Source organism: Parundibacterium terreum (assembly GCF_014636315.1).
Lineage (GTDB): Bacteria > Pseudomonadota > Gammaproteobacteria > Burkholderiales > Burkholderiaceae_D > Undibacterium > Undibacterium terreum.
On the sequence record NZ_BMED01000001.1, the window covers coordinates 1,862,067 to 1,887,834 of the forward strand.

The window sequence follows — 25,768 nt, forward strand, 5'->3', positions numbered from 1 at the left end:
CACGCCATTGAACGAGCTATCCGGCTATCTGGCAAGCCTCATTGCTGGGCATATTTTCCCAGCATGCGTGAAAAAGTGCCGTCGGCAACCAGGCTGGCATAGGCCGCCTGCAGGCGCTTGATGACTTCTGGTGGCGTTTTTTTGCTGGCCGCCACAAACATGTCGGCCGTCAGATTGATCGGCAGCGCCGCCTCGAACAGGCCGCAATTAAGACCCGTCGCGTTGCACGCTCCCTCGAATGCAAACGGTGACAAAGGCGTCAGGTCGATGCGGCCGATCTGCAGCAAGCGTAGCGCCTCTTTGTTGTCGCTGACATCAATCAAGCCACTCCCGGTATCCGCCTGAAAACCGTTATCCGACAAAAAATTGGCACGCACATCCTTGCGCACTGCACCTATGCGATAGGCGCGGGCATCCTCCAGCTTCTTTAGCTGTATGTCCTCGCGGCTCCTTTTTTTATAAAAGTAAGTCTTATAGACAGCGAGTCGGCCTATCCAGTAAAAGGAATTTTCACGTTCAGCGGTTCGCGCTACCGGATATATCAGCAATGCAGACTGGCTATCCGTCAGTTGCAGCGCGGCCTTCCAGTTCATCAATCGTATGTCCGGCACCAAGCCTGCCCTGGCTGCGAGCAAGCGTATGAATTCAGTGGAAGTGCCGGTGACTTGCCCATCCTTCAACACGCTATGCGGCGGGGCATCTTCGGCCAGTACGATAATATGATTGTCTTCAGCAGCATCAACCTTGCCATAAATCAACAAAGCAAACGCCGCAGTAAGCATCAATGTCTTGATATCCGGCACGCTACCCTCCGCATCTGTATCAACAACATTTAGAACTCACCCCTATTGAGAAAATGAGTTCTATTTATAGTTTTATTGCTGATTGATTGTACAGATACGTGCGAACTTTGCCTATCGAGGAAATTGATCTGCTACAAACGATGGTGTCCTCAAACTCTGCGAGACGTAACAGGGAATCAAGCTTGTTCGACGATGCGGCTGTGCTCACGCATCAGCATCAGCTCTTCCGCCGCCGTAGGATGCACTGCGATGGTACGGTCAAAGTCGGCCTTGGTCGCTCCCATGCCGTAAGCAACCGCCAGCGACTGTATGATCTCAGGCGCATCCTCGCCCAGCATATGGATGCCGGCAATCTTGTCGCTGCCGTCCCAGACCACCAGCTTCATATAAGTCCTGTTGCTGAGTCCGGCAAACGCCGTCTTCATGGGACGGAAATCCGCTTCGTAAATACGCAGCCTGCCCTGCTTTGCAGCCTCTTGCTCCGTCAGGCCTACAGTTCCCAGCGGCGGGTTGGTGAACATCGCCGTTGCCGCCGATGCATGGTCCACCGTACGCTGCATGCCATGGTACAGGTTGTCGGCCACTGCGCGGCCTTCGGCAATGGCAACCGGCGTCAGGTTCTTGCGATTGGTCACATCGCCAATCGCGAAGATGCCTTTTACCGAAGTTTCGCTAAACTCATTGACGGTAATCGCACCGTTATCCTGCAGGTAAATGCCGATATCTTCCAGCCCCATGCCGCCGGTGTTCGCTGTGCGCCCCGATGCATTCAGCACCGCATCAAAATGATGTGTGGCATCTTCGGTCACAATGCTGGCTTTGCCTGAGGTCACGTCAACACTTTGTATACGACTGCCGGACTCGACGTGGATGCCCTGCAACTTCAGATTGATCTTGAGACGTTCGCGCAGTGAGTGATCGAAGCCGCGCATGGGCAATTCATCCCTGAAAAACAAGGATACTTCACTGCCCAAGCCCGCCATGATGCTGGCAAATTCCAGCCCTATATAGCCAGCGCCGATCACACCCAGGCGCTTGGGTAATACGCGCAGGTTCAACAGGTCGGTCGAGGTCATCGCCTTCTCCAGGCCGGGAAAGGCACTGCAGCTGGGCCTGCCGCCAGTGGCGAGCAGGATATGCTTTGCCTGCAGCACCCGCTCACCAACCTGCACGCTGGTAGTAGACAGCAAACTGGCCTGCCCGGCAAGTACGCTGACCTTGGCAGTGGACAGCATGCCGTGATAAATGCCTTCCAGGCGATCAATCTCAGCAGACTTGTGTTCCTGCCATGCAGCCATATCGAATGCTGCACCTTGCAAGGACCAGCCATAGGCAGCTGCATCGCGCAACTCGTTACTGAAGCGGCTCGCATACATCATCAATTTTTTCGGCACGCAACCGCGTATCACGCAAGTGCCGCCGAGACGGTCTCGCTCTATCAGGGCCACGCTGGCGCCATGCGCCGCTGCACGGCGCGCCGCAGCAACACCACCCGAACCGCCACCAATTACAACCAGGTCAAAAATATCCGGCATACATCCTCTATTGATTTCCACCTACAGCGAAGTAGTCAGTTGCACCAGCCACATCGGCGATGCATCCACCAGTACTGCCTCGACGCGCTTGTCCAAACCGCTCAGCACCAGTACTGCGATCACGAGCATAACACCGCCCAGTGCTTGCTTGCCCAGCGTACCCGCGTTGAACAACTTTTGCTTCAGCTTCAGCATATGCTGGCGCGACAGGCTACCCAGCAATATCAAGGGAATGCCTGCGCCTATACCGAAAACCATCATCAGCAAGGCTACCTGCAACAACTCCTGCCCCTGGCTGGCCAGCGTAATCGCTGCACCCAGCGTAGGCCCGACACAGGGACTCCAAACTACGCCCAAAGCCAGGCCCAGCAACAACTGCCCGCCCAGGCCATCCAGCGTGATCTTTTGCAGCAGGCTGTTCCCGGCACCACTGACGCCGGATGCCATCGCCGCAAATTTTTCTTGCAAACGGGAAGACAACAGAACGAGTGCAAATAGAATCAGCATCACCGCAGCGATATTCCTGAACAGGCTCTCATCCAGCCCCAGCGATGCGCCTATGCCCGCAATGAATACGCCCTCTATCGTGAATGCGGTCGTCAATCCCAGCGCCAGCGCATAGGGTCCCAGCCGGTGCACAGAAACCGCGGTTCCCAGCAATATGGGTATCAGCGGCAGCACACAGGGCGACAAGGTGGACAGCACACCGGCACCCAACGCAAAGCCGTAAGACGCCAAACCAAAAGCCATGTCAAAGCGCCTTCTTCAGCAACGCCGCTAGAGAATCCTTGTTGGTATCGCCGGTGGAACGTGCAACTTCCTTGCCATCCTTGAAGATGATCAGCGTACTTTGCTTGCTGACATGAAAACTACGCAGCACATCTTTTTGCGTATCAAAGTCCACGCTCAATGCCGTAATAGCTTTCAATGATGGCGTTTGCAGCAAATCCAGCAATAGTGGATCTTGTGCGCGGCAAGTCGGGCACCAGTCGGCGTGCACCATTACCAGGGTCGGTTTACCGGCCTTTTGCAGACTGTCGAATTCAACCTGCGTATAAGTCTGGCCGGCGATGGACATTGCAAACACACTGCCGGACAGTGCAACAGCGACAAACAGGAACAATTTGCGGAATAGAGAAAACATGTCATACCTTTCAAGGATCATTCGGACTAGCATGTAGTCGGGCGTTTTTGACTTTCCTTACACCGCCCCATGCTTTCCAGCGCCGCCGCATAGTGTACGCCTTCGGCGGCATCCATGCTTTGCGCCCTACGCCAGGCCGGTGTATGCATTCTGGGCTACACTATTCATTCTTACCTTTCTATATGCATTGTCAACTTGTGAACGAAACCCTGGACCTGTTCGCTGCTTCCGGCAGCCTGGAGTCCATCCCCTTGCCGGATGCAGAGATCGGCTTTGCGCGCGGCTTTTACACCGGCGAGCAGGCGGCGCAGTACATGGAGCAGTTGTTGAACGAGACCGCGTGGCGCAAGGAAAAAATCCAGGTCTGGGGCAAGGAACATTGGCAGCCACGGCTCACCGCCTGGTATGGCGATGCCGGCAGTAATTACTCCTACTCGGGCTTGACCTTGGAGCGCCATCCGTGGACCCCGGCTTTGCTGGAGATAAAGCATGATGTGGAAGCAATCAGCGGCCACCACTTCAATAGCGTATTGCTGAACCTGTACCGGGATGAGAACGACAGCGTAGGCTGGCATGCCGACAATGAAGCAGAGCTGGGCCGCAATCCTGTGATCGCTTCCGTCAGCCTCGGCCAGACGCGCACCTTCAAGCTGAGGCACAGGAACAAGCCCGAATTAAAGACTACCTCGATACAGTTGAACAGCGGCAGCCTGCTGCTGATGGCAGGCAGCACGCAGAGATTCTGGCAGCATGCGGTAGACAAGGAGAGACAGCCTATGGAGCCCAGGATCAACCTGACTTTCAGGCATATCGCGGGCTGGTAAACGTATGGATAGCGTATGGATAGGTATATCGGGGTCCTATGAATAAATCCAGTTTGAAGTTGGTCCTTGCCGCACGGCTGGCCACAGTGATGCCGCTAATTCTGTCTGTCATGCCGGCTAGCGCGCAAGCGGCAACAATACAGATGGAAATTCTGAACAAGAACCTGGACCATCCATGGGCGATTGCCTTCATCGGCAAAGGCCAGATGCTGGTCACAGAACGTCCGGGCCGCCTGCGGCTGATACAGCCAAATGGGTCCATGGGTGCGCCTGTTGCCGGCCTGCCCAAGGTGGATGCAAAAGGGCAAGGCGGCTTGCTCGACCTCATCACGGACAGCCACTTTGTCGAGAATAAAACCCTCTACTTCTGCTATGCAGAGCCGGCCGCCAACGGCGACGGCAATTCCACCGCACTGGCTTCGGCACGCCTGTCGGACGATGGCAAGAAGCTGGAGCAAGTGAAAGTATTATTCAGCCAAAAGCCCAAGGTCGCCAGCAATCTGCACTTCGGCTGCCGTCTCGTCGAAAGCAGTGACGGCACGCTGTTCATGACTTTGGGAGAGCGTTTTATCCGCAAGGAGGACGCGCAAAAACTGGACAATCATCTGGGCAAAGTCATCCGCATCAACAAGGACGGTGCCATACCCGCAGACAATCCCTTTGTCCATACCAAGGGCGCCTTGCCTGAAATCTGGAGTTATGGGCACCGCAACATGCAGGGTGCCGTACTGGGTCCGGATGGCCGCCTATGGACACATGAGCACGGTCCGCAAGGCGGGGATGAAGTCAACAAGCCGGAGGCCGGGAAAAATTATGGCTGGCCGGTGATTACCTTTGGCGAAAACTATGGCGGCGGCAAGATAGGCGACGGCATCACCGCCAAGGCAGGCACGGAGCAACCGCTGCACCAATGGACGCCCTCTATTGCCCCATCAGGGCTGGCCTTCCTGCGCAGCGACCGCTATGGCAAGGCCTGGCAAGGCAGCATGTTTGTCGGCTCGCTCAAGTTCCGCTACCTGGACCGGCTGGAATGGCGTGACGGCAAGGTGGTGCGTGAAGAAAAACTGCTGGAAGACCTGCAGCAGCGCGTGCGCGATGTACGAGAGGGGCCAGATGGCCTGCTTTACCTGCTCACAGACGAAAATCCCGGCTACCTGATTCGGCTGCGGCCAGAATAAATGCTGGCGGTGGGCCCTGCCCGCGCCTCCGGCAATTAACTTTTCACTAAAACCCTGCTATCTGCTTGCGCCATATCCCTGGATACGGGCCTGAAAATTGCTTTTCACGCATCAAATATCGTGAATTTTCACCTGATTATGTGGAAATTCGCACATTCCATAATTTCGTTACAAACTAAGCTCCCCTTAACAGCCGTCGATTCGATATCATGGCGTCTTTTCAAGATTCACCTTTATTTACAAAGAGTTACGATGTCCCAGCAGAACCGAAGCGCCAGTATCGACAATATCAAAGGCGTCCTGATATTTTTTGTCGTATTCGGCCATTTCATCGAGATGCACATAACGAACGACCATTTCCTGCGCTCGATCTGGATCTTTATCTATTCCTTTCACATGCCGATGTTTGCACTGGTCTCCGGCATGTTTTCCAAAAGCACGATGCAGGAACGCGATACCAGCCAATTGGTAAAAAATATCGTAGTGCCGCTGATTGCTTTTGAAGTGCTGTATGAAGCGGTTGAATTTTTCCTGAAAGGCAAGCTGAGCATCTACAGCGGCCTGATCGCTCCATACTGGATGCTCTGGTATCTGCTGAGCCTGCTGAGCTGGCGCCTGCTGTTGCCGCTTTTTGCCCGCCTGCAGTTCCCGGTCATTGCCGCCATCGTGCTGGCCATGGTTGCCACCTACTCGGAACATATCGGCTACACGCTGAGCCTGTCGCGCACGCTGAATTACTTCCCCTACTTCCTGCTCGGCTGGAGCATGCATGCGAATGCATTTAGCAGAATACCCAAGAAAATGGCGTGGCTGAGCGGGCTGGTGGTCGCATTTGCACTGGCCGCCTCTTTCCTGATGAAAGCCAACTTCGACTACCGCTGGCTGTACGGCAGCTATTCGCTGCATCGGCTGGGCATGGCAAACCTGACCGGCAGCGTGTATCAGGCCATGCTCTACCTGGTATCGGGTGCAGTAGGCCTGGCCTTCCTGCATCTGCTGGTGCAAAGGGATCTGGGCTTATCCAATGTCGGCAAGCGTTCCATGTACGTATTTTTATGGCATGGACTGGCTCTGCTGATACTGGAACATACCGGCCTGGCCGCCGACATTTTTGCACTGGACGATTTGCCGACAGCAGTCGTCAGCGTTGGCGTCAGCGCATTGATCGTCTGGGTATGCTCGCGCCAGGCTTGCGAAGACCTGACGCAGAAGCTGATCTTGCGCCCGTTCTCGTGGCTGCTGAGCAAGCCATTCGCCGAAGATGCAGGCAAAAAATCTCCGGCGCTGGACAACAAGCCGGCTGTCAGCAAAGCGGCGACTGCCGAATAAGACAAGCAACACCCCAGGCTGGAGCTCCAGACGCCGGCCTGACTCCCCCTTCCTTGCAGTCTCCTGCCCTGCCTTTGACTCCCCCTTGACCGGACAAGTCCGCAAGATTTGTCAAATCCTTCCATGCTATTGTTTCATCAACAAGCAAACGGACAGGATTTATGGAAAACCACAGCCAGCTCGGCAGCTATGAAAATCGTTTCAAGCGCGTCACCAGCTATATCTACGAACATCTGGCCGAGGATCTGGACCTGATCAAGCTGGCCGATATCGCCTGCATGTCCGCCTATCATTGGCACCGCATCTACCATGCGATGCATGGGGAAACCCTGGCAGCGACCGTCAAGCGCCTGCGCCTGCACCGGGCAGCCGGTTTCCTGGTACATAGCGACCTGCCGGTGGACCAGGTTGCCGTCAAATCCGGCTACGCCAATCTGCAGTCATTCACCCGCATTTTTCATTCCGTGTATGGCATGCCGCCCGCGCGCTACCGCAAGGAGGGTAGCCATACCGTCTTTCAACAACAGCAAGCAAACAGGAGCTCGCATATGTATCCGGTAGAAATAAAAACCGTCCCTGCCATACAGGCCGTCACTGTCGACCACACAGGTTCCTATATGGACATAGGAAAAGCCTTCGAGACCATGTATGGCTGCCTGGCATCTCGCCAGTTGTTCAGGCCCGGCATGCGCTCGATAGGCATCTACCTGGACGACCCTTTTTCGGTGGAGGAAGCGGCATTGCGCTCCAAGGCCGGCGTCGTCTTTGAAGGCCCCATTCCGGCAGAGGCATTGCTGGCGCCGCTGGCCGCCAGCGACGTCGCCGGCGGTACCTATGCCGTGCTGCGCTACAAGGGGCCGTATGCAGACATGCGAGTCGCCTATCAATGGCTATACGGCGAATGGCTGGCACAATCCGGCAAGGAGGCCGCCGATGCACCCGCATTTGAAGAATATCTGAACAACCCGCGCGACACGGCGCCGACTGAACTGCTCACCGACATCTACCTGCCGCTGCGCTAAATTAATACGGGTGCTGCCGCATGATCTTGGCCAGTGTTGCTACTCCGTTGCGGATTTCATCGGCAGGTATCGATGAAAATCCCAGCAGCAAACCCGGCCTGTGGCCAGCCGCCTGCCCTGTTTGCAGGGCATGGAAGTCATAGTGGCTGAGCGGCCTCAGCTCCGTCCCTAGCTGCAGTCCTGCATGGGCGATGCGCTGCTCGTCTTCCGCGCTGCTGTTCTTGCGCAAAAAATGTACTGCAAGGTCAAGGCCTGCATCGCTGGGACCGCACTCCAGTTGATCCGCCATGTGTTGCTGCAATTCCTGCAGCAACACATGGCGGCGCTCCGCATAGACATCCCGCGTGCGTTTGATATGCCGGTTGAAATGTCCCTCGGAGATGAAATCGGCCAACACCATCTGCGGTCCTATCGCCGTATGCTTGTCCGTCACCGCCTTGGCCTGGATGATGGGCTCAGCCAGTGCGGCAGGCACGACCATATAGCCCAAGCGCAAGCCGGGAAACAAGACCTTGGATAAGGTGCCGACGTAGATCACGCAGCCGGCCTTGTCCAGGCTTTGCAGCGAAGCCAGCGTAGGTCCCTTGTAGCGGTACTCGCTATCGTAGTCGTCTTCGATAATCCAGGCCTTATTCGTCCCGGCCCAGGCCAGCAATTCCAGCCGGCGCTGCAGGCTCATCGTGACGCCCAGCGGCAACTGGTGCGATGGTGTCGTATAGACCAGTTTTGCATCCGGATAAAGCCGGGCCCCAGTCTGCACCGACAAGCCCTGCGCATCCACCGGGACCGGACACAGGCGCGCCTGCGCGGCCTGCAGCGGCGCACTGGCGCCGCGGTAGCCGGGAGACTCCATCCATGCCGCATCGCCGGGGTCCAGCAGCAGGCTGGATAACAGGAACAAAGCCTGCTGCGAGCCGGATGTGATGATGATCTGGTCAGGGCTGCAATTGACGCCGCGCGCCGCCTTCAGATAAACCGCCAGCATTTCTCGCAAAGGCCGAAAACCTGCCGGGTCTCCATACCCCAGCTGCGTGCTCGGCCGCCGCCACAATCGCGCCTCCAGACGGCCCCATACATCGAAAGGAAAGGCATCCAGCCCCGGCATGCCCACCCGGAACGCACGCGGCCCTCCCTGATGAAAATGCATCTGGCCGTTGACGTGCGCGTAACGCTGCCCACGCTGCGACAAAGGGCGCAATGCGCTGGCAGTATCCACCAGCTTCTCGGGCAACTTACTGTCAGCTCTCCCCCTATCACTCAATGGCGGCAACTGGTCGCTGACAAAAGTCCCGCGCCCTACCGTACCCTGCAAATAACCTTCCGCCAATAGCTGCGCATACGCATTCAGCACGGTCTGGCGCGAGATATCCAGCAGATTGCAAAAATCGCGCGTCGGCGGCAATTGCATGCCGGGCTCCACGCTGCCGTTCAGGATAGCCTGCTTGATAGCGGCATATAGCTGCCGAAACATAGGCAAACTGGAGTTCCTGTCTAGTTGCAACATGGCAAGCAATTGTGTCTGGTGCATGGCACGGCCTTTAAATTTGGATTGGCATTCTAAAAATATCATTTATTGGCACTTTTAGAAAGCCAATTAAGTCCTTACGATAGATGCTTCCTTCACTCATACGCCCGCCACCTTAACGCCATGCCACAACTCCGCTACGAAACAATACAAAACATCACCCCCCCGCAACTGGCGGGTGTCTTCACGCGCTCCGGCATCACGCGGCCGGTGGACGATCTCGCCCGTATGGCAAAAATGCTTGAACATGCAAATATCCTGGTGACCGCATGGGATGGGGAATTGCTAGTGGGCGTCGCCCGCGCATTGTCGGACTTCAGCTTTTGCTGCTACCTGTCTGATCTGGCGGTGGACCTCGCCTACCAGAAAAGCGGCATAGGCAAGGAGCTGATAGACCGGGTGCAAAAGCTGGCCGGCGATAACTCCATGTTATTGCTGCTGGCAGCGCCAAGTGCAATGCCCTATTATCCCAAGGTGGGATTTGAGGCCGTCGCCAATGGCTGGATCATCAAGCGCGAGGCTTAAGGAAGGAAAAGGAGAGCAGCATGCATCAATACACTGCAAACATAGAATGGCAGCGCGGCAGAGACGTATTTACCGACAACCGCTACAGCCGCGGCCACCAATGGAAATTTGACGGCGGCGCAGTTGTACCGGGCTCCTCATCGCCGCTGTCGGTGCCCTTGCCGATGTCGATAGAAGCAAACGTCGATCCCGAGGAAGCCCTGGTCGCCGCGGCCTCCAGTTGCCACATGCTGGTATTTTTATGGCTGGCCTGCAAGCAGGGCTACACGGTAGAAAGCTATAGCGACCAGGCGATAGGCATCATGGATAAAAACAGCAAGGGAAAACTGGCGATTACCCTGATCACCTTGCGTCCGCACATCGTATTTTCCGGCGCACAACAGCCCAGCCCGGAACAACTGGACGAGCTCCATCATGAGGCCCATGACGGCTGCTATATCGCCAATACGCTGGCCTGCGATATAGTCGTAAATGCTGCTCTACCTGCAGCTCTACCTGCCGCCCTTCCCACTTAGCTCCAGCCCATCAAACCAGACCAGGAACATCATGTACATCCCCACCCACTTTGCAGAAGAACGGCTGGAACTCCTGCACCAGCTGATCCACGCGCACCCGCTGGGCACGCTGGTTACACTGGATACGGACGGCCTGAATGCCAACCATATTCCATTTGAAATCGCTGCGCCGACAGAGCAGGCGCCTTACGGCATCCTGCGCGCCCATATCGCCCGCAATAACCCTTTATGGAAAACCGCGAGTAAAGAAGTCGAAGCGCTGGTGGTGTTCCAGGCTGCGCAGCACTATATTTCGCCTGGCTGGTATGAAGAGAAACAAACCAGCGGCAAAGTCGTGCCCACCTATAACTATGCAGTGGTCCATGCACACGGTCCTTTGCATGTTATCGATGATGCAGCATGGCTACATGCGCTGCTGCAAAGACTGACCAACCGGCATGAATCCATCCAGGCATCACCATGGAAAGTCGATGATGCGCCGGCAGACTATATAGAAAAAATGCTGGGAGCCATCATAGGCATAGAAATACCGCTGAGCAAACTGGCGGGAAAATGGAAAGTCAGCCAGAACCGTCCCTCTGCGGATAGGCAAAAGGTGATACAGAGCCTGGAAGACCTCAACCAGAGGCATCCTAGCAGCGATGCAACGGGAATGGCAAAACTCGTCGCCGGCAATAGCTCAGATCAGTGAATTATTGATGAATGCGCTCTAGGCGTCCGTTCGCTGCGGCCACCACTTGTATAAGGCCGCCGCCGTGATCGCGGCAGCGGCAATGTCTACCAGCCAGTCATGCACGGTAGCAGAACGATACGGGAAAAAGCTCTGCACATATTCGTCCAGCGCCCCCATGAATATCACGGTCAACACGGCCAGCGCCGCATTGCGCAGGCGCGCATACTTCAGCCCTGTAAACAACAGCAGTGTAATCACGCCATAGGTCAGCGAGTGCAATACGCCGCCAGATGCCAGTTCCCCTAATTTCAATCGTGCTCCCGGCACCGATCCCAGTATCAGCACCAGCAGATACAAGATAATCGCAAGGCGCAGCCGCCATGGACGGTAGCGGCTGCCTAGCAGTAGAGAGGTCAAGAAGATAGGCATAGTAAGTACAGCAGGATGGATACAAAGTCAGCCATCACAGCTTTTGAATCAGAAAAATCATAAGCTTATGAGTTCTGCTATCATCTGGCCACATTTGATCCTGAATGTTTAATTCACCGGAGAGTATTTTGAGCATTTCCATGTATACCGCATCAGTTCCCGTCTTCAAACAAATGCTGAACAGCCTGAGTGCTTTGCTCAGCAAGGCAGAAGCACAAGCGACTGAAAAGAAAATCGACGCCAGCGCCTATCTGCAAGACCGCCTGTACCCAGACATGTTTCCTCTGCTGCGCCAGGTACAGATCGCCTGCGATTTCGCCAAAGGCACTTCTGCCCGCCTGGCCGGTGTAGAGGTACCGAGCTATGAAGACAGCGAGCAGAGCTTCGGCGACCTGCAAGCCCGTATCGCCAAGACACTGACTTTCATCAATGGTCTGACAGAAGAACAGATCGCGGGCAGCGAAGGCCGCGAGATCGTTACGCAAGCCGGCACACCGAAAGAAAAGCGCTTCACTGGACAGTCTTACCTGTTGAACTATTCGCTGCCGCACTTTTTCTTCCATACCACGACCGCCTACGCGATCCTGCGCCACAACGGCGTTGAAGTAGGCAAGCGCGATTATATCGGCACCTATTGATACATTTGATACCTTTGTTGATAGTTACATCGCCAGTTCAGGCAACACTGGACTGAAAAGCAAAAAGCCCCGTCTTCTTTGAAACGGGGCTTTTTTTATGCGGCCAAGGCAAAACAACACGCCGCGTCACTCGTCAAACAACAAGGGTTTAAGGGCCAGGTGGCAGGCTGCGATCAGGCTCTTTTTATCCAGATCAGGATGTTTCAGCGAACGCAAGGAAACTCCTTCAAACAAAGCGATAATGGCCTCTACCCGGCCGTCCAGCTCCGCATCGCTGGTTTGTATGCCTCGCTGCAATCGAGCTTTCACCAGATTTTCGCGCAGGTGCTGGCGCGACCTGCGGTCTGCATCCTGTAGCAAGGCCGCGATCTTGGGATTACGCGCAGCCTCAGCACTGATCTCCAGCGGAATGCTCCAGATCTTGGGATCCAGGTTTTCGGTAACCCCGGATTCCACATTGTCCAGCATGGCTTGCACCACGTCTTCCTGCTGGCCCATCCTCAACAATTTTTCCGCAATCCTCTCGACGTCCCGCTCCACAAAGGCGGCAATGATGGAATCCTTGCCATCGAAATAATTATAGATATGCCCGGGGCTCATGCCGGCAGCCTTGGAAATCTCCGCCATGCTGGCCCCGTGAAAACCGCTGCGAGCAAAACAGATGGCAGCCGCATTCAGTACCTGATCGCGGCGTGCCTGGGCACGCTCTGGATCAAGATGCTTTTTTTCCGGGTTAGTCATCAGTACTGCGTCCTTTTATTCTCTGTATGAAATTCATTATGCTGAGCATTTTCCATGCGCCCTGCACTTTGGACAAACTTACAAGCTTTGTCAATCTGCAACAGGACTCTCCGGGCAGCACGACTCCCATTGCCCTATTGTATCCGGCCCGCGCATACAGCCGCTTGCGCGTTGAAAAATTAATTGAATAGCATCTAGTTTTGCTGGTCAAGCACGGCCTGCCGAGGCAAACACATAAAAATTTCAGGCCAGCGCTGCCATATCAAAAAGAAAACATTAAAGGATGGCGCTACTGGGCAAAGCCCTTTTGACGCTCAGAAATTCTTTCTTTTTAATCAAGGCAGCCGGCCATCCTTCATAAAAATAGCGCTTGACACAATTAGAATGATCGTTCATTCTTAGAAAATCATAAATTAGAATGATCGTTCATTCTTTAATCTGCAGCACAAATTTTAGCCCTCAATCAGACCTTGTTATCTTTCGGAAAGTCCAAAATGGAAACTCTCTTTCAATTGCCGTCCAGCAGGGTGGCGGGGGCAGCAGCCCTGCTCTGCACAACACTCATCGCCGCCGGCTGCTCCAAATCCGCTGCCGAAGCCCCCCATGCTGCAACTCCAGAGGTAGGCGTCTATACCGTCACTCGCCAGCCGCTGGACATCACCACCGAATTGCCAGGGCGCACCACGGCCTTCCAGGTTGCCGAGGTCCGTCCACAAGTCAACGGCCTCATCCAGAAACGCCTGTTCGTTGAAGGCTCCGACGTCAAGGCCGGCATGGCGCTGTACCAGATTGATGCAGCAAGCTACCAGGCAAGCTACAACTCAGCCAAGGCGGCGCTGGCCAAGGCCAAGGCGAATCTGCTGTCCAGCAGCCCTAAACTGGCCCGCTACAAGGACCTGGTCGAGAATGAAGGCGTCAGCCGCCAGGACTATGAAGATGCTTTCGCCGCCAACGAGCAGGCCAAGGCCGATGTCGAATCCGCTGCCGCCGCGCTGGAAACCGCCAGCATCAACCTGAAATATACGCATGTGGATGCGCCTATCAGCGGCCGCATCAGCCGCTCCAGCGTGACGCCGGGCGCGCTGGTCACTGCCAGCCAGACCACCGCGCTGACGACCGTGCAACAGCTCGACCCCATCTATGTCGACGTTACCCAGTCCAGCACCGATTTACTGCGTTTAAAAACCGAACTGGAAAAAGGCAGCCTGAAAAAATCCGGCGGCCAGGCCAGGGTGAGCCTGATCCTGCCCGATGGCAGCAAGTATGCCGAAAGCGGCAAGCTGCAATTTTCCGACGTTACCGTCGATCCGGGTACCGGCAACGTTAGCCTGCGCGCGCTGTTCCCCAACCCCAGGCATGACCTGCTGCCCGGCATGTATGTGCGTGCCGTCATCGAAAGCGGCGTCAATGAAAAGGCCATCGTGGTGCCGCAGCAAGGCGTAACGCGCAATGCAAAAGGCGAAGCGACTGCACTGGTCCTGAACAAGGACGGCAAGGTCGAATCCCGCATCCTGACCACTAGCAGCACTGTGGGCGATAAATGGCTGGTCGCCTCCGGACTGGAAACAGGCGACCGCGTGATCATCGAAGGTTTGCAAAAAGTACGCGCCGGAGCAACGGCCAGCGTTGCCAAGCCCAATCCGGCAACCGTCGCCTCCAATGCGCCGGCAGCGCCTGCTGCCCAATAATCCAGGAGAAATTTCATGGCACGTTTTTTTATTGGCCGTCCTATCTTCGCCTGGGTGGTCGCGATCGTCATCATGCTGGCCGGTATCGCCGCCATCATGGGCTTACCGATCGCTCAATACCCAAGCATTGCTCCGCCATCGATCTCCATCAGCGGCAGCTACCCTGGCGCATCGGCCAAAACGGTGGAAGATGCGGTAACGCAGGTCATAGAACAAAAGATGAAGGGCATAGACGGTTTGCGCTATATGTCTTCGTCCAGCGACTCAACCGGCGGCATCAGCATCACGCTGACCTTCAACAATGGCACTAACCCCGATATCGCCCAGGTGCAGGTACAGAATAAGCTGCAACTGGCAACCCCGCTGCTGCCTGCCGCAGTCACCCAGCAAGGCCTGGTCGTTTCCAAGGCCACCAAGAACTTTCTGATGGTTTTGGGTTTTGTTTCAGAAAACGGCAGCATGAAGCAGGCCGATCTGGGCGACTATGTCGCCGCCAATGTGGTTGACCCGCTCAGCCGGGTTGAAGGCGTGGGTGATGTGACGCTGTTCGGCTCGCAATACGCAATGCGCATCTGGCTGGACCCGGCAAAGCTGCAAAGCTATCAGTTGACGCCTGCAGATGTGATCAACGCCATCAGCGCGCAGAATACCGAAGTCTCCGCCGGGGAACTGGGCGGGGCGCCTGCTGTGCCCGGCCAGCAACTGAATGCCACGGTAACAGCGCAAAGCCGCTTGCAAACCGCGGAACAGTTTGGTGAAATCCTGCTGAAAACCGCTTCCAGCGGCGCCATGGTACATCTGAAGGATGTGGCCCGCATGGAACTGGGCAGCGAAAGCTATAACACGGTGGCCCGCTTCAACGGCGCACCGGCAACCGGTATCGCCATCAAGCTGGCAACCGGCGCCAATGCGCTGGAAACTGCTGCTGCAGTGAACAAGAAAATTGAACAGATGGGCAAGCAGTTCCCGGCCGGCATGAAAGCGCTGGTCGCCTATGACACCACGCCCTTCGTCAAGCTGTCTATTGAAGAAGTGGTCAAGACCCTGGTTGAAGCGATCATCCTGGTATTCCTGGTGATGTACCTGTTCCTGCAAAACTTCCGCGCCACGCTGATACCCACGCTGGCAGTACCGGTGGTCTTGCTCGGCACCTTCGGCGTGCTACAGGCCTTCGGCTACTCGATCAATACGTTGACGATGTTTGCGATGGTTCTGGCGATAGGCTTGCTGGTAGATGATGCGATCGTGGTCGTCGAAAACGTGGAACGCGTGATGAGCGAAGAAGGCCTGTCACCCAAGGAAGCAACCCGTAAATCCATGAACCAGATTACCGGTGCGCTGGTCGGCATTGCGATGGTGCTGTCGGCGGTATTCGTGCCCATGGCTTTCTTCTCCGGTTCAACCGGTGTCATCTATCGCCAGTTCTCCATCACCATTGTTTCTTCCATGGTGCTGTCCGTTGTCGTCGCGATGGTATTTACCCCGGCGCTGTGCGCCACCCTGCTGAAACAGGTTGAAAAAGGCCATCACGCCAGCAACAAGGGTTTCTTCGGCTGGTTCAACCGCAATTTCGAACGCAGCACCGACAAGTATCAGGGCCTGGTAGGCAGCATGATACGTGGCCGTGGCCGTTCCATGATCGTGTACGCCGCCGTGCTGGTCGTAATGGCGATTGTCTTCCTGCGCCTGCCGACTTCCTTCCTGCCGGAAGAAGACCAGGGCGTGCTGTTTTCACAGATACAGCTGCCTACAGGCGCGACCCAGGAGCGTACGCTGAAAGTGATCCAGCAGGTTGAGCAGCACTTCCTGGTGCAGGAAAAAGATGCGGTCGCTTCCGTGTTTTCCGTGGCTGGCTTTTCCTTTGGTGGCAGCGGGCAAAACGCAGGTATCGCCTTTGTGCGGCTGAAAGACTGGTCTGAACGCAAGGGTCCCGCAATGCGCGCCAATGCCATCGTCGGCCGCGCCATGGGAACGTTCTCGCAAATCAAGGATGCGATGGTGTTTGCCTTTGCGCCCCCTGCCGTGATTGAGCTGGGTAATGCCAGCGGCTTTGACTTGCAGTTGCAGGATGAAGGCGGCGTCGGCCACGATGCCTTGATGGCAGCGCGCAACCAGTTGCTGGGCATGGCCTCCAAGAATCCGGCATTGATCGGTGTCCGTCCCAATGGGCAGGAAGATACGCCGCAGTACAAGATCAATGTCGATCAGCAAAAAGCCACTGCATTGGGATTGGCAGTTGCGGATATCAACAAGGTACTGAGCACGGGCTGGGGTAGCGCCTATGTCAATGACTTTGTCGATCGTGGCCGTGTCAAGAAAGTATATCTGCAGGGCCAGGCAGATTCGCGCATGGTACCGGAAGACCTGAACAAGTGGTTCGTGCGCAATGCCGATGGCGATATGGTTCCCTTTTCTGCATTCGCATCCGGTGAATGGGTATATGCATCGCCGCGCCTGGAACGCTATAACGGCCAATCCTCGGTCGAGGTGCTGGGCATGCCGGCGCGGGGCATGAGCTCCGGTGTGGCGATGGCAGAAGTCGAAAAGATGGTCGCACAACTGCCGCCCGGCATAGGTTATGAATGGACGGGCCTGTCGCTGGAAGAGCGCGACTCCGGTTCGCAAACCGTGATGCTGTATGCCGTTTCACTGCTGATCGTGTTCCTGTGCCTGGCCGCACTGTATGAAAGCTGGTCCATCCCTTTCTCGGTATTGCTGGTAGTGCCTTTGGGTGTGCTAGGTACTGTCGTCGCCACCTGGGTCTTCCATTTATCGAACGACGTGTATTTCCAGGTCGGCCTGCTGACGGTAGTCGGGCTGGCAGCGAAGAATGCGATCCTGATCGTAGAGTTCGCCAAGGAACTGCAGGAACAGGGTATGGAATTGAAAGAAGCAACCCTGCAGGCAGTCCGCATGCGCTTGCGCCCTATCCTGATGACGTCGATCGCCTTCGGCCTCGGTGTACTGCCGCTGGCCATCAGCAGCGGTGCCGGCTCGGGTAGCCAGAATGCCATCGGTATCGGCGTGGTAGGCGGGATGTTGTCGGCCACCTTCCTGGGCATCTTCTTTGTACCTGTGTTCTTCGTCCTGGTGCGCGGTTTCTTCGGCAAGAAGGCGCCAACTCCCACGCCAACTCCAGCCACGCACGACGTAGCGGAAGCAAAGTAAAGATCATCGCAATATGAGTCACATCAAGAGGCACATCATGAAAACATCTCTCATTGCCATGGCCGCAGCCGCGCTCGCGCTGCTGGCTGGCTGCAGCCTGGCACCAACCTATGAGCACCCCGGCGCTCCCGTCATGCAAACCTGGCCCACCGGGGCCGCTTATAAAACAGCCGACCCTGGCGCTACAGCAGCTGCCGCCAGCAACACGCCGGTATCCGACCTGGAATGGCGCGAATTCTTTATCGACGAGCGCCTGCGCAAGGTCATCGCGCTGGCTCTGGCCAACAACCGCGATTTGCGCGTCTCGACGCTGAATATAGAAAAAGCACGGGCGCAATACAACATAGAACGCGCCGCCTACCTGCCCAAGCTATCGGCAAGCGTCAGCCAGACAGCCACCCGCACGCCGTCCACCATGACGGGCAGCGGCGAGGCTGCCATATCCCGCCAGTACACAGGCGGCCTGGGTATTGCATCCTATGAACTGGATTTGTTTGGCAAGGTACGCAGCCTGACGGAAGCGGGCCTGCAATCCTATCTCGGCACGGAAGAAGCACGGCGCGCAGCACAGATCAGCCTGGTAGCAGAAGTGGCCAACGGCTATCTGACCCTGATGGCAGACCAGGAGCGCCTGCGCCTGGCGCAAGACACCTTGAAGAGCCAGCAAACCAGCTACGACTTAAGCAAGCAGCGCTTCAAGGCAGGCGCGACTTCAGGCCTGGACATGTACGACGCGCAAACCAGTGTGGAAACGGCGCGCAGCGATGTCGCCGTGTACACGGCGCAGCTTGCCGTCGACCAGAACGCATTGACACTGCTGGTCGGCAGCGTAGTCCCGGCCGAGTTGATGCCGCAAGGCGAACTGGCGGCAGTCAGCAAACTCGCCCCATTGCCGGCAGGCTTGCCGTCAGAAGTATTGCAGCGCCGCCCCGATGTGCTGGAAGCGGAACGCGCGCTGATCGCCGCCAATGCCAACATCGGCGCTGCGCGCGCCGCGTTCTTCCCCAGCATTTCGCTGACGGCATCGGCAGGCAGTGCCAGCAGCACGCTGTCCGGGCTGTTCAAGGCTGGCTCATCCACCTGGTCATTTATTCCGCAAATCAGTCTGCCGATTTTTGAGGGCGGCGTGAACCGCGCCAACCTGGGAATTGCCAAGGTCAACCGCGATATCTCGGTAGCGCAATATGAAAAAGCGATACAGGCGGCTTTCCGCGAAGTGGCAGATGCACTGGCGCAAAACGGCACGCTGGATGAGCGCATGGATGCGCAGCAGGCGCTGGTCGATGCATCGGCCAAGAGTTTCCGCATTCATGAGGCCCGTTATAAAAAAGGCGCCGAATCCTATCTGGATTCGCTGGTATCGCAGCGGGCACTGTACACGGCCCAGCAAAACCTGATCAGCGCGCGCTTAACGCAGGCCGGCAATGCAGTCACGCTATATAAGGTGCTGGGCGGCGGCTGGCAGCCTGAAGCCGGGCTCGCAACAACCGGCAATGACTGAAGCTGCCCAGGTGTGGCGCGCGTAGTGAATAGTGAATGCTGAATGGCGAGTGGTGGATGGCCGGCTGGAACTTGGCCCTCAGCCACCCCGCCACGCTTATCGCTTGATGGAGAAAACGAGATGAGTATCACCGGACAAAAAATCTGGAATCCCAAGCGGGCAACGGACAGGCGCAAGCAGGTATTAGATGCAGCCGAAAGCTGCTTCGGCATGAAGGGCTTCCACGGCGCCAGCATGGCGGATATATCCAAGGCCGCAGGAATGAGCGCCGGTCATATCTACAATTACTTCGCCAGCAAGGATGAAATCATTGCTGCCTTCGTCCAGCAAAACGTGGAACGCGTGTCCGCCATCGTGCGCGACCTGCACCAGCAGGACGATCCACTGCAAGCAATCTACGATGACCTGGAAAAAAGCATACACGAAGACCTGCAGGTCGGTTACTGGAAGTTGCCGCTGGAAATATATGCAGAAGCTTCGCGCAACCCCAAGATCGCCGCGTTGGCGCAGGCGGCAGACCGCCACTCCAGCAATGAATTCCTGTCCATACTGAAAAAAGGCCGGCAAAAGCGCGGCATGCAGGTCGATGAGCTCGCTTTGGCCGGACAAGTTGAAGCCATGATCGCTTTCTTCCAGGGCTTACAGGTTCGCGCCATGCTGAACCCGCAACTGGATGAAGCGGCATTGGTGGAGGCGATGAAGAGTGCAATGTACGTTTTATTGTTTGATGAATAAGTTGGACTTGCTGTAACAAAAGTTCGGTTGACTTGAAAATGAGAATGAATGATCATTCTAAATATATAAGACGTGCAGCCGTATTGTTTTTAGGTTTGCAACATTCTTATTGTCTTGCAAGCAATTCTTTGCCAAGGATTGTACGTTTCTCTTGCAAACCATGAAATCTGGAATAGCCATGAACACCAAGCAGAAATCCGATTCGCCAGCCAATCTGAAATACATAGAAAAGATAGGCGTCGCCAAGATCAAGGTCAAACAGGCGAGCATGCAACTTACCGCGGTACTCGGCGGGTTTGTCGAAGTAGACAGACTATTATTGGCCTGGGGCAGCAATACCAATAACCCCATCCAATGTGAGTTCGAGGTCATGTTCTTGGATGGAAACATCTTCAGGGGCGTGTATGAATTCTGGGCCCAGAAATCCAAGCGCCCCTCCCTCAGCAATTTCATCCGCGCCTGCGTCCGCGCCCCCAGCCCGCGGTTCAAGGTAGCCAATTACAAATCAAGACCCAAACCCATCATCGGCAAGAATGGCGACGTTGTCGAGCCGGAGATACTTGAGCGCTATGAAGTAGAACGCACCGGCTAGCATTTAGCTATACATCCGGCCCCCGGCGCTTGCAGCGCCTTTGCAACGGCCACATGCTGCCATCAAACGGCACTGCATACAATTTGACACAATAGGGATACATGGCATTCTTAAAATCACTCCCATCGGATCTGATTTTATTCGACGCCCTGATCAACCCCTAGCCGAGGAAATTGTATGTCTGAAATTGTGAATAGCCGTCGCCGCAGCCTGTTGTCAGGCGTCCTTGCCGCAGCAGGTCTTGTTGCCGCGGAAATGCCCTTCGTCAAGGCTGCATATGCTGCAGCAAGCCCAGCAAATTCCTCTCAAGCGCTAGCGCCCATCAAACAGATTCGTGCAGGCGAGCTGGATATGGGTTACTTCGAGGCCGGTCCAGCCAAGGGCAAGCCGGTCATCTTGCTGCACGGCTGGCCCTATGACATCCACAGCTATGCCGACGTGGTTCCTTTGCTGACGGCAGCCGGCTACAGGGTGATCGTGCCTTACCTTCGCGGCTATGGCACTACGCGCTTCCTGTCAGACACCGCATTCCGCAATGGCCAGCAATCCGTCGTTGCACTGGACATCATCGCATTGATGGATGCGCTCAAGATAGACAAGGCCATCATAGGCGGTTTTGACTGGGGCGCGCGGACAGCAGATGTGATCGCTGCCCTCTGGCCGGAACGCTGCAAGGCCCTGGTCGCGGTGAGCGGCTACCTGATCACCAATCTGGAGGCCAACCTGAAACCGCTGCCACCAGAAGGTGAATACGGCTGGTGGTATCAATACTATTTCGCTACCGAGCGCGGCCAGGCCGGCTATGAAAAATACCGGCACGAGTTTTCCAAACTGATCTGGAAGACCGCTTCGCCGAAATGGAACTTCGATGACGCCACCTACAACCGCAGTGCCGCAGCCTTCGATAACCCGGACCACGTCAGCATCGTCATCCACAACTATCGCTGGCGGCAAAGCCTGGCCAAGGGCGATCCGAAATACGATGCGCTGGAAAAACGGCTGGCCCAGGCTCCCGTGATCACCGTTCCAACGATCACCATCGCCAGCGATTTCGACGGTCCCGCTGCAAGCGGCGCAGCGTATGCCAAGAAATTCTCCGGCAAATATGCGCACCGCATCCTGAAGGACATCGGTCACAATGTGCCGCAGGAAGCGCCGCAGGATTTCGCCCAAGCTATTATTGACGTGGACAAATTCTGATAGTGCCATTTGCGATGCCCCGGTATTTTCCGGGCATCGCATTTACACTCGTTAATAAGCGGCGGTAATCACTTGCTTGGAATGCGCTGCCGACTCCAGTTCCGTCACAAATGCATCGGCGTAATCGGCGTAAGAAATTTTGCTGTTACCCGCAGCGTCGCTGATCAGCGTGTCAACGCCGACACGGAAAACACCCTTCTTGTCGCCTGGGCCAATCTCGGCCGCTGGCGCAAAGAAAGTCCAGTCTATATCCTGGGCCTCGCGCAGTACATCCAATGCCTTGCGATGTGCAATCGCATACGGTTTGTACATATCGGGAAAACCTGGAGCGTCGACCAATTGCAAACCTGGCGCAACAAACAGGCTACCCGCTCCGCCAACTACGACTACACGCTTGATGCCTGCTGCCCGCGCAGCCGCAATCAGCACGCTAGCCTGCTTGATAACCAGATCTGCAGATTCCGCTCCCGGACCAAAAGCGCTTGCCAGCACATCATGACCTTTTATCGCCGCTGCCAGCGCCGTGGCATCAAAACTGTCTACCGTTACTGCCTGCGTGCCAGCCAACTCCGCCGGTAAAGCCGCAGTGCGGCGTGTGATTGCCGTTACCTGGTGCTTGCGCTGTACCGCTTGCTGAGCAATCTGGCTGCCTATGCTTCCTGTTGCGCCTATCAGTGCGATTTTCATGTCATTTCCTTTTTGATTAATATGTATCTATATTGGATACATATAGATATAAAAAAATTGGCTAAGCCTTGTTTAGCCAATCCACCACTCTCTTGAAGCCTAACTACTTCTTGCCCGACAAATCCTTCAAGACATCCTGCACGCTAATTCCTGCGATCACCGATTCCATCGCGTTTTCCGCTTTGGCAATCACCCCCTCCAGCACAACGGTAATGCCGCGCCCTACCTCGCATGCCGGATTCGGCGCGTTCGCATGCAGAGCAAGAATGCCCGGCTCATCCACCGCGCGATAAATCTGCAATAAGGATATCTCTGCCGCGGGCCGCGCCAGCATCGCGCCGCCGGAACTTCCCATCGCCGCCGTCGTCAGGCCAGCCTTGTTCAGCATGCCGAGTATGCGCCGTATCATGGCCGGGTTGGTATTGACGCTGCCGGCTATCATGGACGAAGAGACCGGCCCTTCTGTCGATGCCAGCAAGGCCATGATATGTACCCCGACTGCAAAACGATGGCTAGTATTCATGTAAAATCCTAATATGTATCTATTTTAGATACAGTTAATTTTCATTGCAAGCGAATTTTACGTCGGATTCTTTGGCATAACCGGCAAAACCTGCTGGCACGGTTGCTGGCAGGCCTATTTGCCCACGCACCCCGGGTACCTGAAGCCGTGCCGCCGGAGCCGCATAACATCCAGCTCGGTGTAAAATTCCGGCATCCGCGCGCCTCTTGCGCCTCATAACTTGTTACTCGCCGCCCTTATCCATGAAACCACCAATACGCTGGGGCATACTCGGCACCGGCCAGATTGCCCGCCAGTTTGCAGATGCGCTGGCAGAGTTGCCGGATGCAAGTCTACATGCAGTTGCATCGCGCCAACTGGGCAATGCACAGGCATTTGCTGCTGCATGCAATCAGACAAGCAATAAGGCAAGCAATAAAACGAGTACAGCCATCCGCTGCTATGGCGATTACCAGTCGCTGGTACAGGACGCAGATGTGGATGTGATCTATGTAGCGACTCCGCATGCAATGCACACCGAAAATACCTTGCTGGCGCTGCGTGCAGGCAAACCCGTGTTATGCGAAAAACCTTTCACGATGAATGCGCGGCAAGCAGGCGAAGTGATGGCCGTCGCGCGCGAGAAAAAACTATTCTTGATGGAGGCAATGTGGTCGCGCTTCATGCCGGCAATGCTGGAAGTAAAACGGCTGCTGGCGGCCGGTGAGATAGGCAAGCCGAAACTGCTGCAGGCAGATTTCGGCTTTGCCTCCGACCTGGGGCCGCAACATCGCCTGCTTGATCCCGCACTGGGAGGTGGCGCCCTGCTGGATATAGGCATCTATCCGCTATCCATGGCATCCTACCTGCTGGGAGAAGTGGTCGCCGTGCAGGCAATCGCTGAACTGGGCAGTACCGGTGTGGACGAACAAACCAGTTTCATGCTGACGCATAAGGATGGCGGGCTATCTTCCTGCCTGTGCTCGATCAAGGCAGCCACCCCGACAGAATTATTCATTGCAGGCGACAAAGGAAATATCCGCCTGCATGCTCCCTTCTACCGCTGCACCGAACTGACTATCACGCAAGAGCAAGCCGAGCCACGCACCATCAGCCTGCCGGTACTGGGCAACGGCTACACGCACCAGGCGATAGAAACCATGCGCTGCCTGCGCGCCGGCCTGACTGAAAGCCCAGTGATGCCGCTGGATGAGACCCTGGCGCTGATGGGATGGATGGACAGCATGCGGCGGCAATTCGGCCTCAGCTATGCGGAAGACAAGATCTAGGCAAGGAACCAGTCTGAATCCCTTGCAAGCGGCAGATTTTATTGCTTGCCCCTGCCGCCGCCGCAGGGCTATGATGAACAGCATCATTTGATCAACTCAGGGCGAGGGATATGGTCGTACGAGCGCATCAGTACACCCACACTGCAGGCGGCAAGACCTACGGTTTTGATAGCCTGAAAGACCTGATGGCAAAAGCCACGCCGCTACGCTCTGGCGACATGCTCGCGGGAGTTGCGGCGGATACCGCGGAACAGCGGGTGGTGGCGCAAATGGCGCTGGCGGAATTGCCGCTGGCGACCTTCCTCAATGAAGCACTGATTCCCTACGAAGAAGACGACATCACGCGCCTGATCATGGATAGCCATGATGCTGCCGCCTTCACCCCGGTCAGCCATTTGACTGTCGGCGATTTCCGCAACTGGCTGCTGGGCGACGACGCAGATAGCGCAGCACTGGCAACACTCGCTCCGGGCATTACGCCGGAAATGGCGGCCGCCGTGAGCAAGATCATGCGTAACCAGGACCTGATCCTGGTCGCGCAGAAATGCCGCGTGACGACGGCCTTTCGTAGCACCATAGGCCTGCCCGGCCGCCTGTCCACCCGGTTGCAACCCAATCACCCCACGGATGACGCCAGCGGCATCGCCGCCAGTTTGCTGGATGGCTTGCTCTATGGCTCCGGCGACGCCGTGATCGGCATCAACCCCGCCACCGATAACCTGCCGCAAGTGATGCGGCTGCTGAGCATGATGGACGAAGTCATCCGCCAGTACGACATCCCCACCCAGTCCTGCGTGCTGACCCATGTCACCAATACGATAGAGGCAATCAGGCGCGGAGCACCTGTTGACCTGGTATTCCAGTCCATAGGCGGCACCGAGGCGACCAACCGCAGTTTTGGCGTCAGCCTGCCCCTGCTGGAGGAGGCGCTGCAAGCCGCATTGTCCTTGCAGCGCGGCACGGCAGGTAACAATGTGATGTACTTCGAAACCGGCCAGGGCAGCGCCCTTTCTGCCAACGCGCATCACGGTCTGGACCAGCAAACCTGCGAGGCGCGCGCCTATGCGGTGGCACGCCGTTTCAATCCCCTGCTGGTCAATACCGTGGTCGGCTTTATCGGACCGGAATACCTGTTTGACGGCAAGCAAATCATACGCGCAGGACTGGAAGACCATTTCTGCGGCAAGCTGCTGGGCCTGCCTATGGGTTGCGATGTCTGCTATACCAACCATGCCGAGGCCGACCAGAACGACATGGACGTGTTGCTGACCCTGCTAGGCACGGCCGGCTGTAATTTCATCATGGGTGTGCCCGGCTCGGATGACATCATGCTGAACTACCAGACTACTTCATTTCACGACGCGCTGTATGTGCGCCGCGTTCTCGGATTGAGTCCAGCACCGGAATTTGAAGCCTGGCTGCACAAGATGCAGATAATCAATGGTAATGGCGAGTTTCGATTGACTGAAACGCTGCCGCCCGCTTTTCAAAAAGCCCTGCTGCGACTCTCCTAGCCGCGTAAATC

At 56.2% G+C, this 25,768-nt stretch carries 25 protein-coding genes; 16 read left to right on the plus strand and 9 right to left on the minus strand.

Annotated elements, in window-relative coordinates:
- Positions 1 to 38: 38 nt before the first annotated feature.
- From IEW12_RS08680 to IEW12_RS08695, 4 genes are all read right to left on the minus strand, one after another.
- Positions 39 to 803, minus strand: a complete 765-nt coding sequence (locus tag IEW12_RS08680; protein ID WP_188565504.1) for a substrate-binding periplasmic protein — start codon at positions 801 to 803, stop codon at positions 39 to 41.
- 176 nt (positions 804 to 979) lie between these two features.
- Positions 980 to 2,338: a glutathione-disulfide reductase gene (gorA, locus tag IEW12_RS08685; protein ID WP_188565505.1), complete on the minus strand. Its 1,359-nt coding sequence runs from the start codon at positions 2,336 to 2,338 to the stop codon at positions 980 to 982.
- A 21-nt stretch (positions 2,339 to 2,359) separates the two neighbouring features.
- Positions 2,360 to 3,088: a cytochrome c biogenesis CcdA family protein gene (locus IEW12_RS08690; protein ID WP_188565506.1), complete on the minus strand. Its 729-nt coding sequence runs from the start codon at positions 3,086 to 3,088 to the stop codon at positions 2,360 to 2,362.
- A 1-nt stretch (position 3,089) separates the two neighbouring features.
- Positions 3,090 to 3,482: a thioredoxin family protein gene (locus IEW12_RS08695; protein WP_188565507.1), complete on the minus strand. Its 393-nt coding sequence runs from the start codon at positions 3,480 to 3,482 to the stop codon at positions 3,090 to 3,092.
- A 197-nt stretch (positions 3,483 to 3,679) separates the two neighbouring features.
- Between IEW12_RS08695 and IEW12_RS08700 the strand changes: the two genes are divergently transcribed.
- The 4 genes from IEW12_RS08700 to IEW12_RS08715 all read left to right on the plus strand — a co-directional run bounded on the left by IEW12_RS08700 (position 3,680) and on the right by IEW12_RS08715 (position 7,835).
- Positions 3,680 to 4,306 (plus strand): alpha-ketoglutarate-dependent dioxygenase AlkB family protein, encoded by a 627-nt coding sequence (locus tag IEW12_RS08700; protein ID WP_229750996.1) that lies wholly within the window; start codon positions 3,680 to 3,682, stop codon positions 4,304 to 4,306.
- Positions 4,307 to 4,395: 89 nt separating this feature from the next.
- The gene (locus tag IEW12_RS08705; RefSeq protein ID WP_371874521.1) at positions 4,396 to 5,484 is read left to right on the plus strand and encodes a PQQ-dependent sugar dehydrogenase; all 1,089 of its coding nucleotides are present in this window, start codon (positions 4,396 to 4,398) and stop codon (positions 5,482 to 5,484) included.
- 252 nt (positions 5,485 to 5,736) lie between these two features.
- A complete protein-coding gene (locus tag IEW12_RS08710; protein ID WP_188565509.1) occupies positions 5,737 to 6,813 on the plus strand; it encodes an acyltransferase family protein in 1,077 nt (358 codons plus the stop codon).
- 161 nt (positions 6,814 to 6,974) lie between these two features.
- The gene (locus IEW12_RS08715) at positions 6,975 to 7,835 is read left to right on the plus strand and encodes an AraC family transcriptional regulator (RefSeq protein ID WP_188565510.1); all 861 of its coding nucleotides are present in this window, start codon (positions 6,975 to 6,977) and stop codon (positions 7,833 to 7,835) included.
- Position 7,836: 1 nt separating this feature from the next.
- On the opposite strand, the gene pdxR is transcribed toward IEW12_RS08715, so the two are convergent.
- On the minus strand, positions 7,837 to 9,363 hold the full coding sequence (pdxR, locus tag IEW12_RS08720; RefSeq protein WP_188565511.1) for a MocR-like pyridoxine biosynthesis transcription factor PdxR: 1,527 nt from the start codon (positions 9,361 to 9,363) through the stop codon (positions 7,837 to 7,839).
- Positions 9,364 to 9,483: 120 nt separating this feature from the next.
- Here pdxR and IEW12_RS08725 point away from each other — a divergent pair, with 120 nt between their 5' ends.
- Genes IEW12_RS08725 through IEW12_RS08735 form a run of 3 tightly spaced genes read left to right on the plus strand, consistent with a single transcriptional unit; the run spans position 9,484 to position 11,091 of the window.
- Positions 9,484 to 9,885, plus strand: a complete 402-nt coding sequence (locus IEW12_RS08725) for a GNAT family N-acetyltransferase (protein ID WP_188565512.1) — start codon at positions 9,484 to 9,486, stop codon at positions 9,883 to 9,885.
- Between the two features lie 20 nt (positions 9,886 to 9,905).
- Positions 9,906 to 10,400 carry an OsmC family protein gene (locus IEW12_RS08730; RefSeq protein WP_188565513.1) on the plus strand — a complete coding sequence of 165 codons (495 nt, stop codon included), beginning with the start codon at positions 9,906 to 9,908 and terminating at the stop codon, positions 10,398 to 10,400.
- Positions 10,401 to 10,431: 31 nt separating this feature from the next.
- Positions 10,432 to 11,091, plus strand: coding sequence for an FMN-binding negative transcriptional regulator (locus IEW12_RS08735; RefSeq protein WP_188565514.1), 660 nt, complete (start codon positions 10,432 to 10,434; stop codon positions 11,089 to 11,091).
- 18 nt (positions 11,092 to 11,109) lie between these two features.
- Here the strand turns inward: IEW12_RS08735 and IEW12_RS08740 are convergent, their stop codons facing one another.
- Positions 11,110 to 11,490: a VanZ family protein gene (locus IEW12_RS08740; protein ID WP_229750997.1), complete on the minus strand. Its 381-nt coding sequence runs from the start codon at positions 11,488 to 11,490 to the stop codon at positions 11,110 to 11,112.
- 140 nt (positions 11,491 to 11,630) lie between these two features.
- Between IEW12_RS08740 and IEW12_RS08745 the strand changes: the two genes are divergently transcribed.
- Complete coding sequence (locus IEW12_RS08745; RefSeq protein WP_188565516.1) at positions 11,631 to 12,140, plus strand: DUF1993 domain-containing protein; 510 nt, start codon at positions 11,631 to 11,633, stop codon at positions 12,138 to 12,140.
- Between the two features lie 126 nt (positions 12,141 to 12,266).
- Here IEW12_RS08745 and IEW12_RS08750 read toward each other — a convergent pair whose 3' ends face one another.
- Positions 12,267 to 12,881 carry a TetR/AcrR family transcriptional regulator gene (locus IEW12_RS08750; RefSeq protein ID WP_188565517.1) on the minus strand — a complete coding sequence of 205 codons (615 nt, stop codon included), beginning with the start codon at positions 12,879 to 12,881 and terminating at the stop codon, positions 12,267 to 12,269.
- A gap of 494 nt (positions 12,882 to 13,375) precedes the next feature.
- Here IEW12_RS08750 and IEW12_RS08755 point away from each other — a divergent pair, with 494 nt between their 5' ends.
- The 6 genes from IEW12_RS08755 to IEW12_RS08780 all read left to right on the plus strand — a co-directional run bounded on the left by IEW12_RS08755 (position 13,376) and on the right by IEW12_RS08780 (position 21,765).
- Positions 13,376 to 14,569 carry an efflux RND transporter periplasmic adaptor subunit gene (locus IEW12_RS08755; protein ID WP_188565518.1) on the plus strand — a complete coding sequence of 398 codons (1,194 nt, stop codon included), beginning with the start codon at positions 13,376 to 13,378 and terminating at the stop codon, positions 14,567 to 14,569.
- Between the two features lie 15 nt (positions 14,570 to 14,584).
- A complete protein-coding gene (locus IEW12_RS08760) occupies positions 14,585 to 17,737 on the plus strand; it encodes an efflux RND transporter permease subunit (RefSeq protein WP_188565519.1) in 3,153 nt (1,050 codons plus the stop codon).
- 37 nt (positions 17,738 to 17,774) lie between these two features.
- Positions 17,775 to 19,238 carry an efflux transporter outer membrane subunit gene (locus IEW12_RS08765; RefSeq protein WP_188565520.1) on the plus strand — a complete coding sequence of 488 codons (1,464 nt, stop codon included), beginning with the start codon at positions 17,775 to 17,777 and terminating at the stop codon, positions 19,236 to 19,238.
- Between the two features lie 120 nt (positions 19,239 to 19,358).
- The gene (locus IEW12_RS08770) at positions 19,359 to 19,973 is read left to right on the plus strand and encodes a TetR/AcrR family transcriptional regulator (RefSeq protein ID WP_188565521.1); all 615 of its coding nucleotides are present in this window, start codon (positions 19,359 to 19,361) and stop codon (positions 19,971 to 19,973) included.
- 178 nt (positions 19,974 to 20,151) lie between these two features.
- Positions 20,152 to 20,565 (plus strand): hypothetical protein, encoded by a 414-nt coding sequence (locus tag IEW12_RS08775; RefSeq protein WP_188565522.1) that lies wholly within the window; start codon positions 20,152 to 20,154, stop codon positions 20,563 to 20,565.
- Positions 20,566 to 20,742: 177 nt separating this feature from the next.
- Positions 20,743 to 21,765: an alpha/beta fold hydrolase gene (locus tag IEW12_RS08780; RefSeq protein ID WP_188565523.1), complete on the plus strand. Its 1,023-nt coding sequence runs from the start codon at positions 20,743 to 20,745 to the stop codon at positions 21,763 to 21,765.
- Between the two features lie 51 nt (positions 21,766 to 21,816).
- Here the strand turns inward: IEW12_RS08780 and IEW12_RS08785 are convergent, their stop codons facing one another.
- Positions 21,817 to 22,452, minus strand: a complete 636-nt coding sequence (locus tag IEW12_RS08785; protein WP_188565524.1) for an NAD(P)-dependent oxidoreductase — start codon at positions 22,450 to 22,452, stop codon at positions 21,817 to 21,819.
- Positions 22,453 to 22,555: 103 nt separating this feature from the next.
- Positions 22,556 to 22,975 carry an Rrf2 family transcriptional regulator gene (locus IEW12_RS08790; protein ID WP_188565525.1) on the minus strand — a complete coding sequence of 140 codons (420 nt, stop codon included), beginning with the start codon at positions 22,973 to 22,975 and terminating at the stop codon, positions 22,556 to 22,558.
- A 242-nt stretch (positions 22,976 to 23,217) separates the two neighbouring features.
- Here IEW12_RS08790 and IEW12_RS08795 point away from each other — a divergent pair, with 242 nt between their 5' ends.
- Together IEW12_RS08795 and IEW12_RS08800 are read left to right on the plus strand one after the other, a co-directional pair.
- On the plus strand, positions 23,218 to 24,243 hold the full coding sequence (locus tag IEW12_RS08795; protein WP_188565526.1) for a Gfo/Idh/MocA family protein: 1,026 nt from the start codon (positions 23,218 to 23,220) through the stop codon (positions 24,241 to 24,243).
- 110 nt (positions 24,244 to 24,353) lie between these two features.
- Entirely contained in the window at positions 24,354 to 25,757 is a 1,404-nt protein-coding gene (locus IEW12_RS08800; RefSeq protein ID WP_188565527.1) for an ethanolamine ammonia-lyase subunit EutB, read from the plus strand.
- The last annotated feature ends 11 nt before the right edge of the window (positions 25,758 to 25,768 follow it).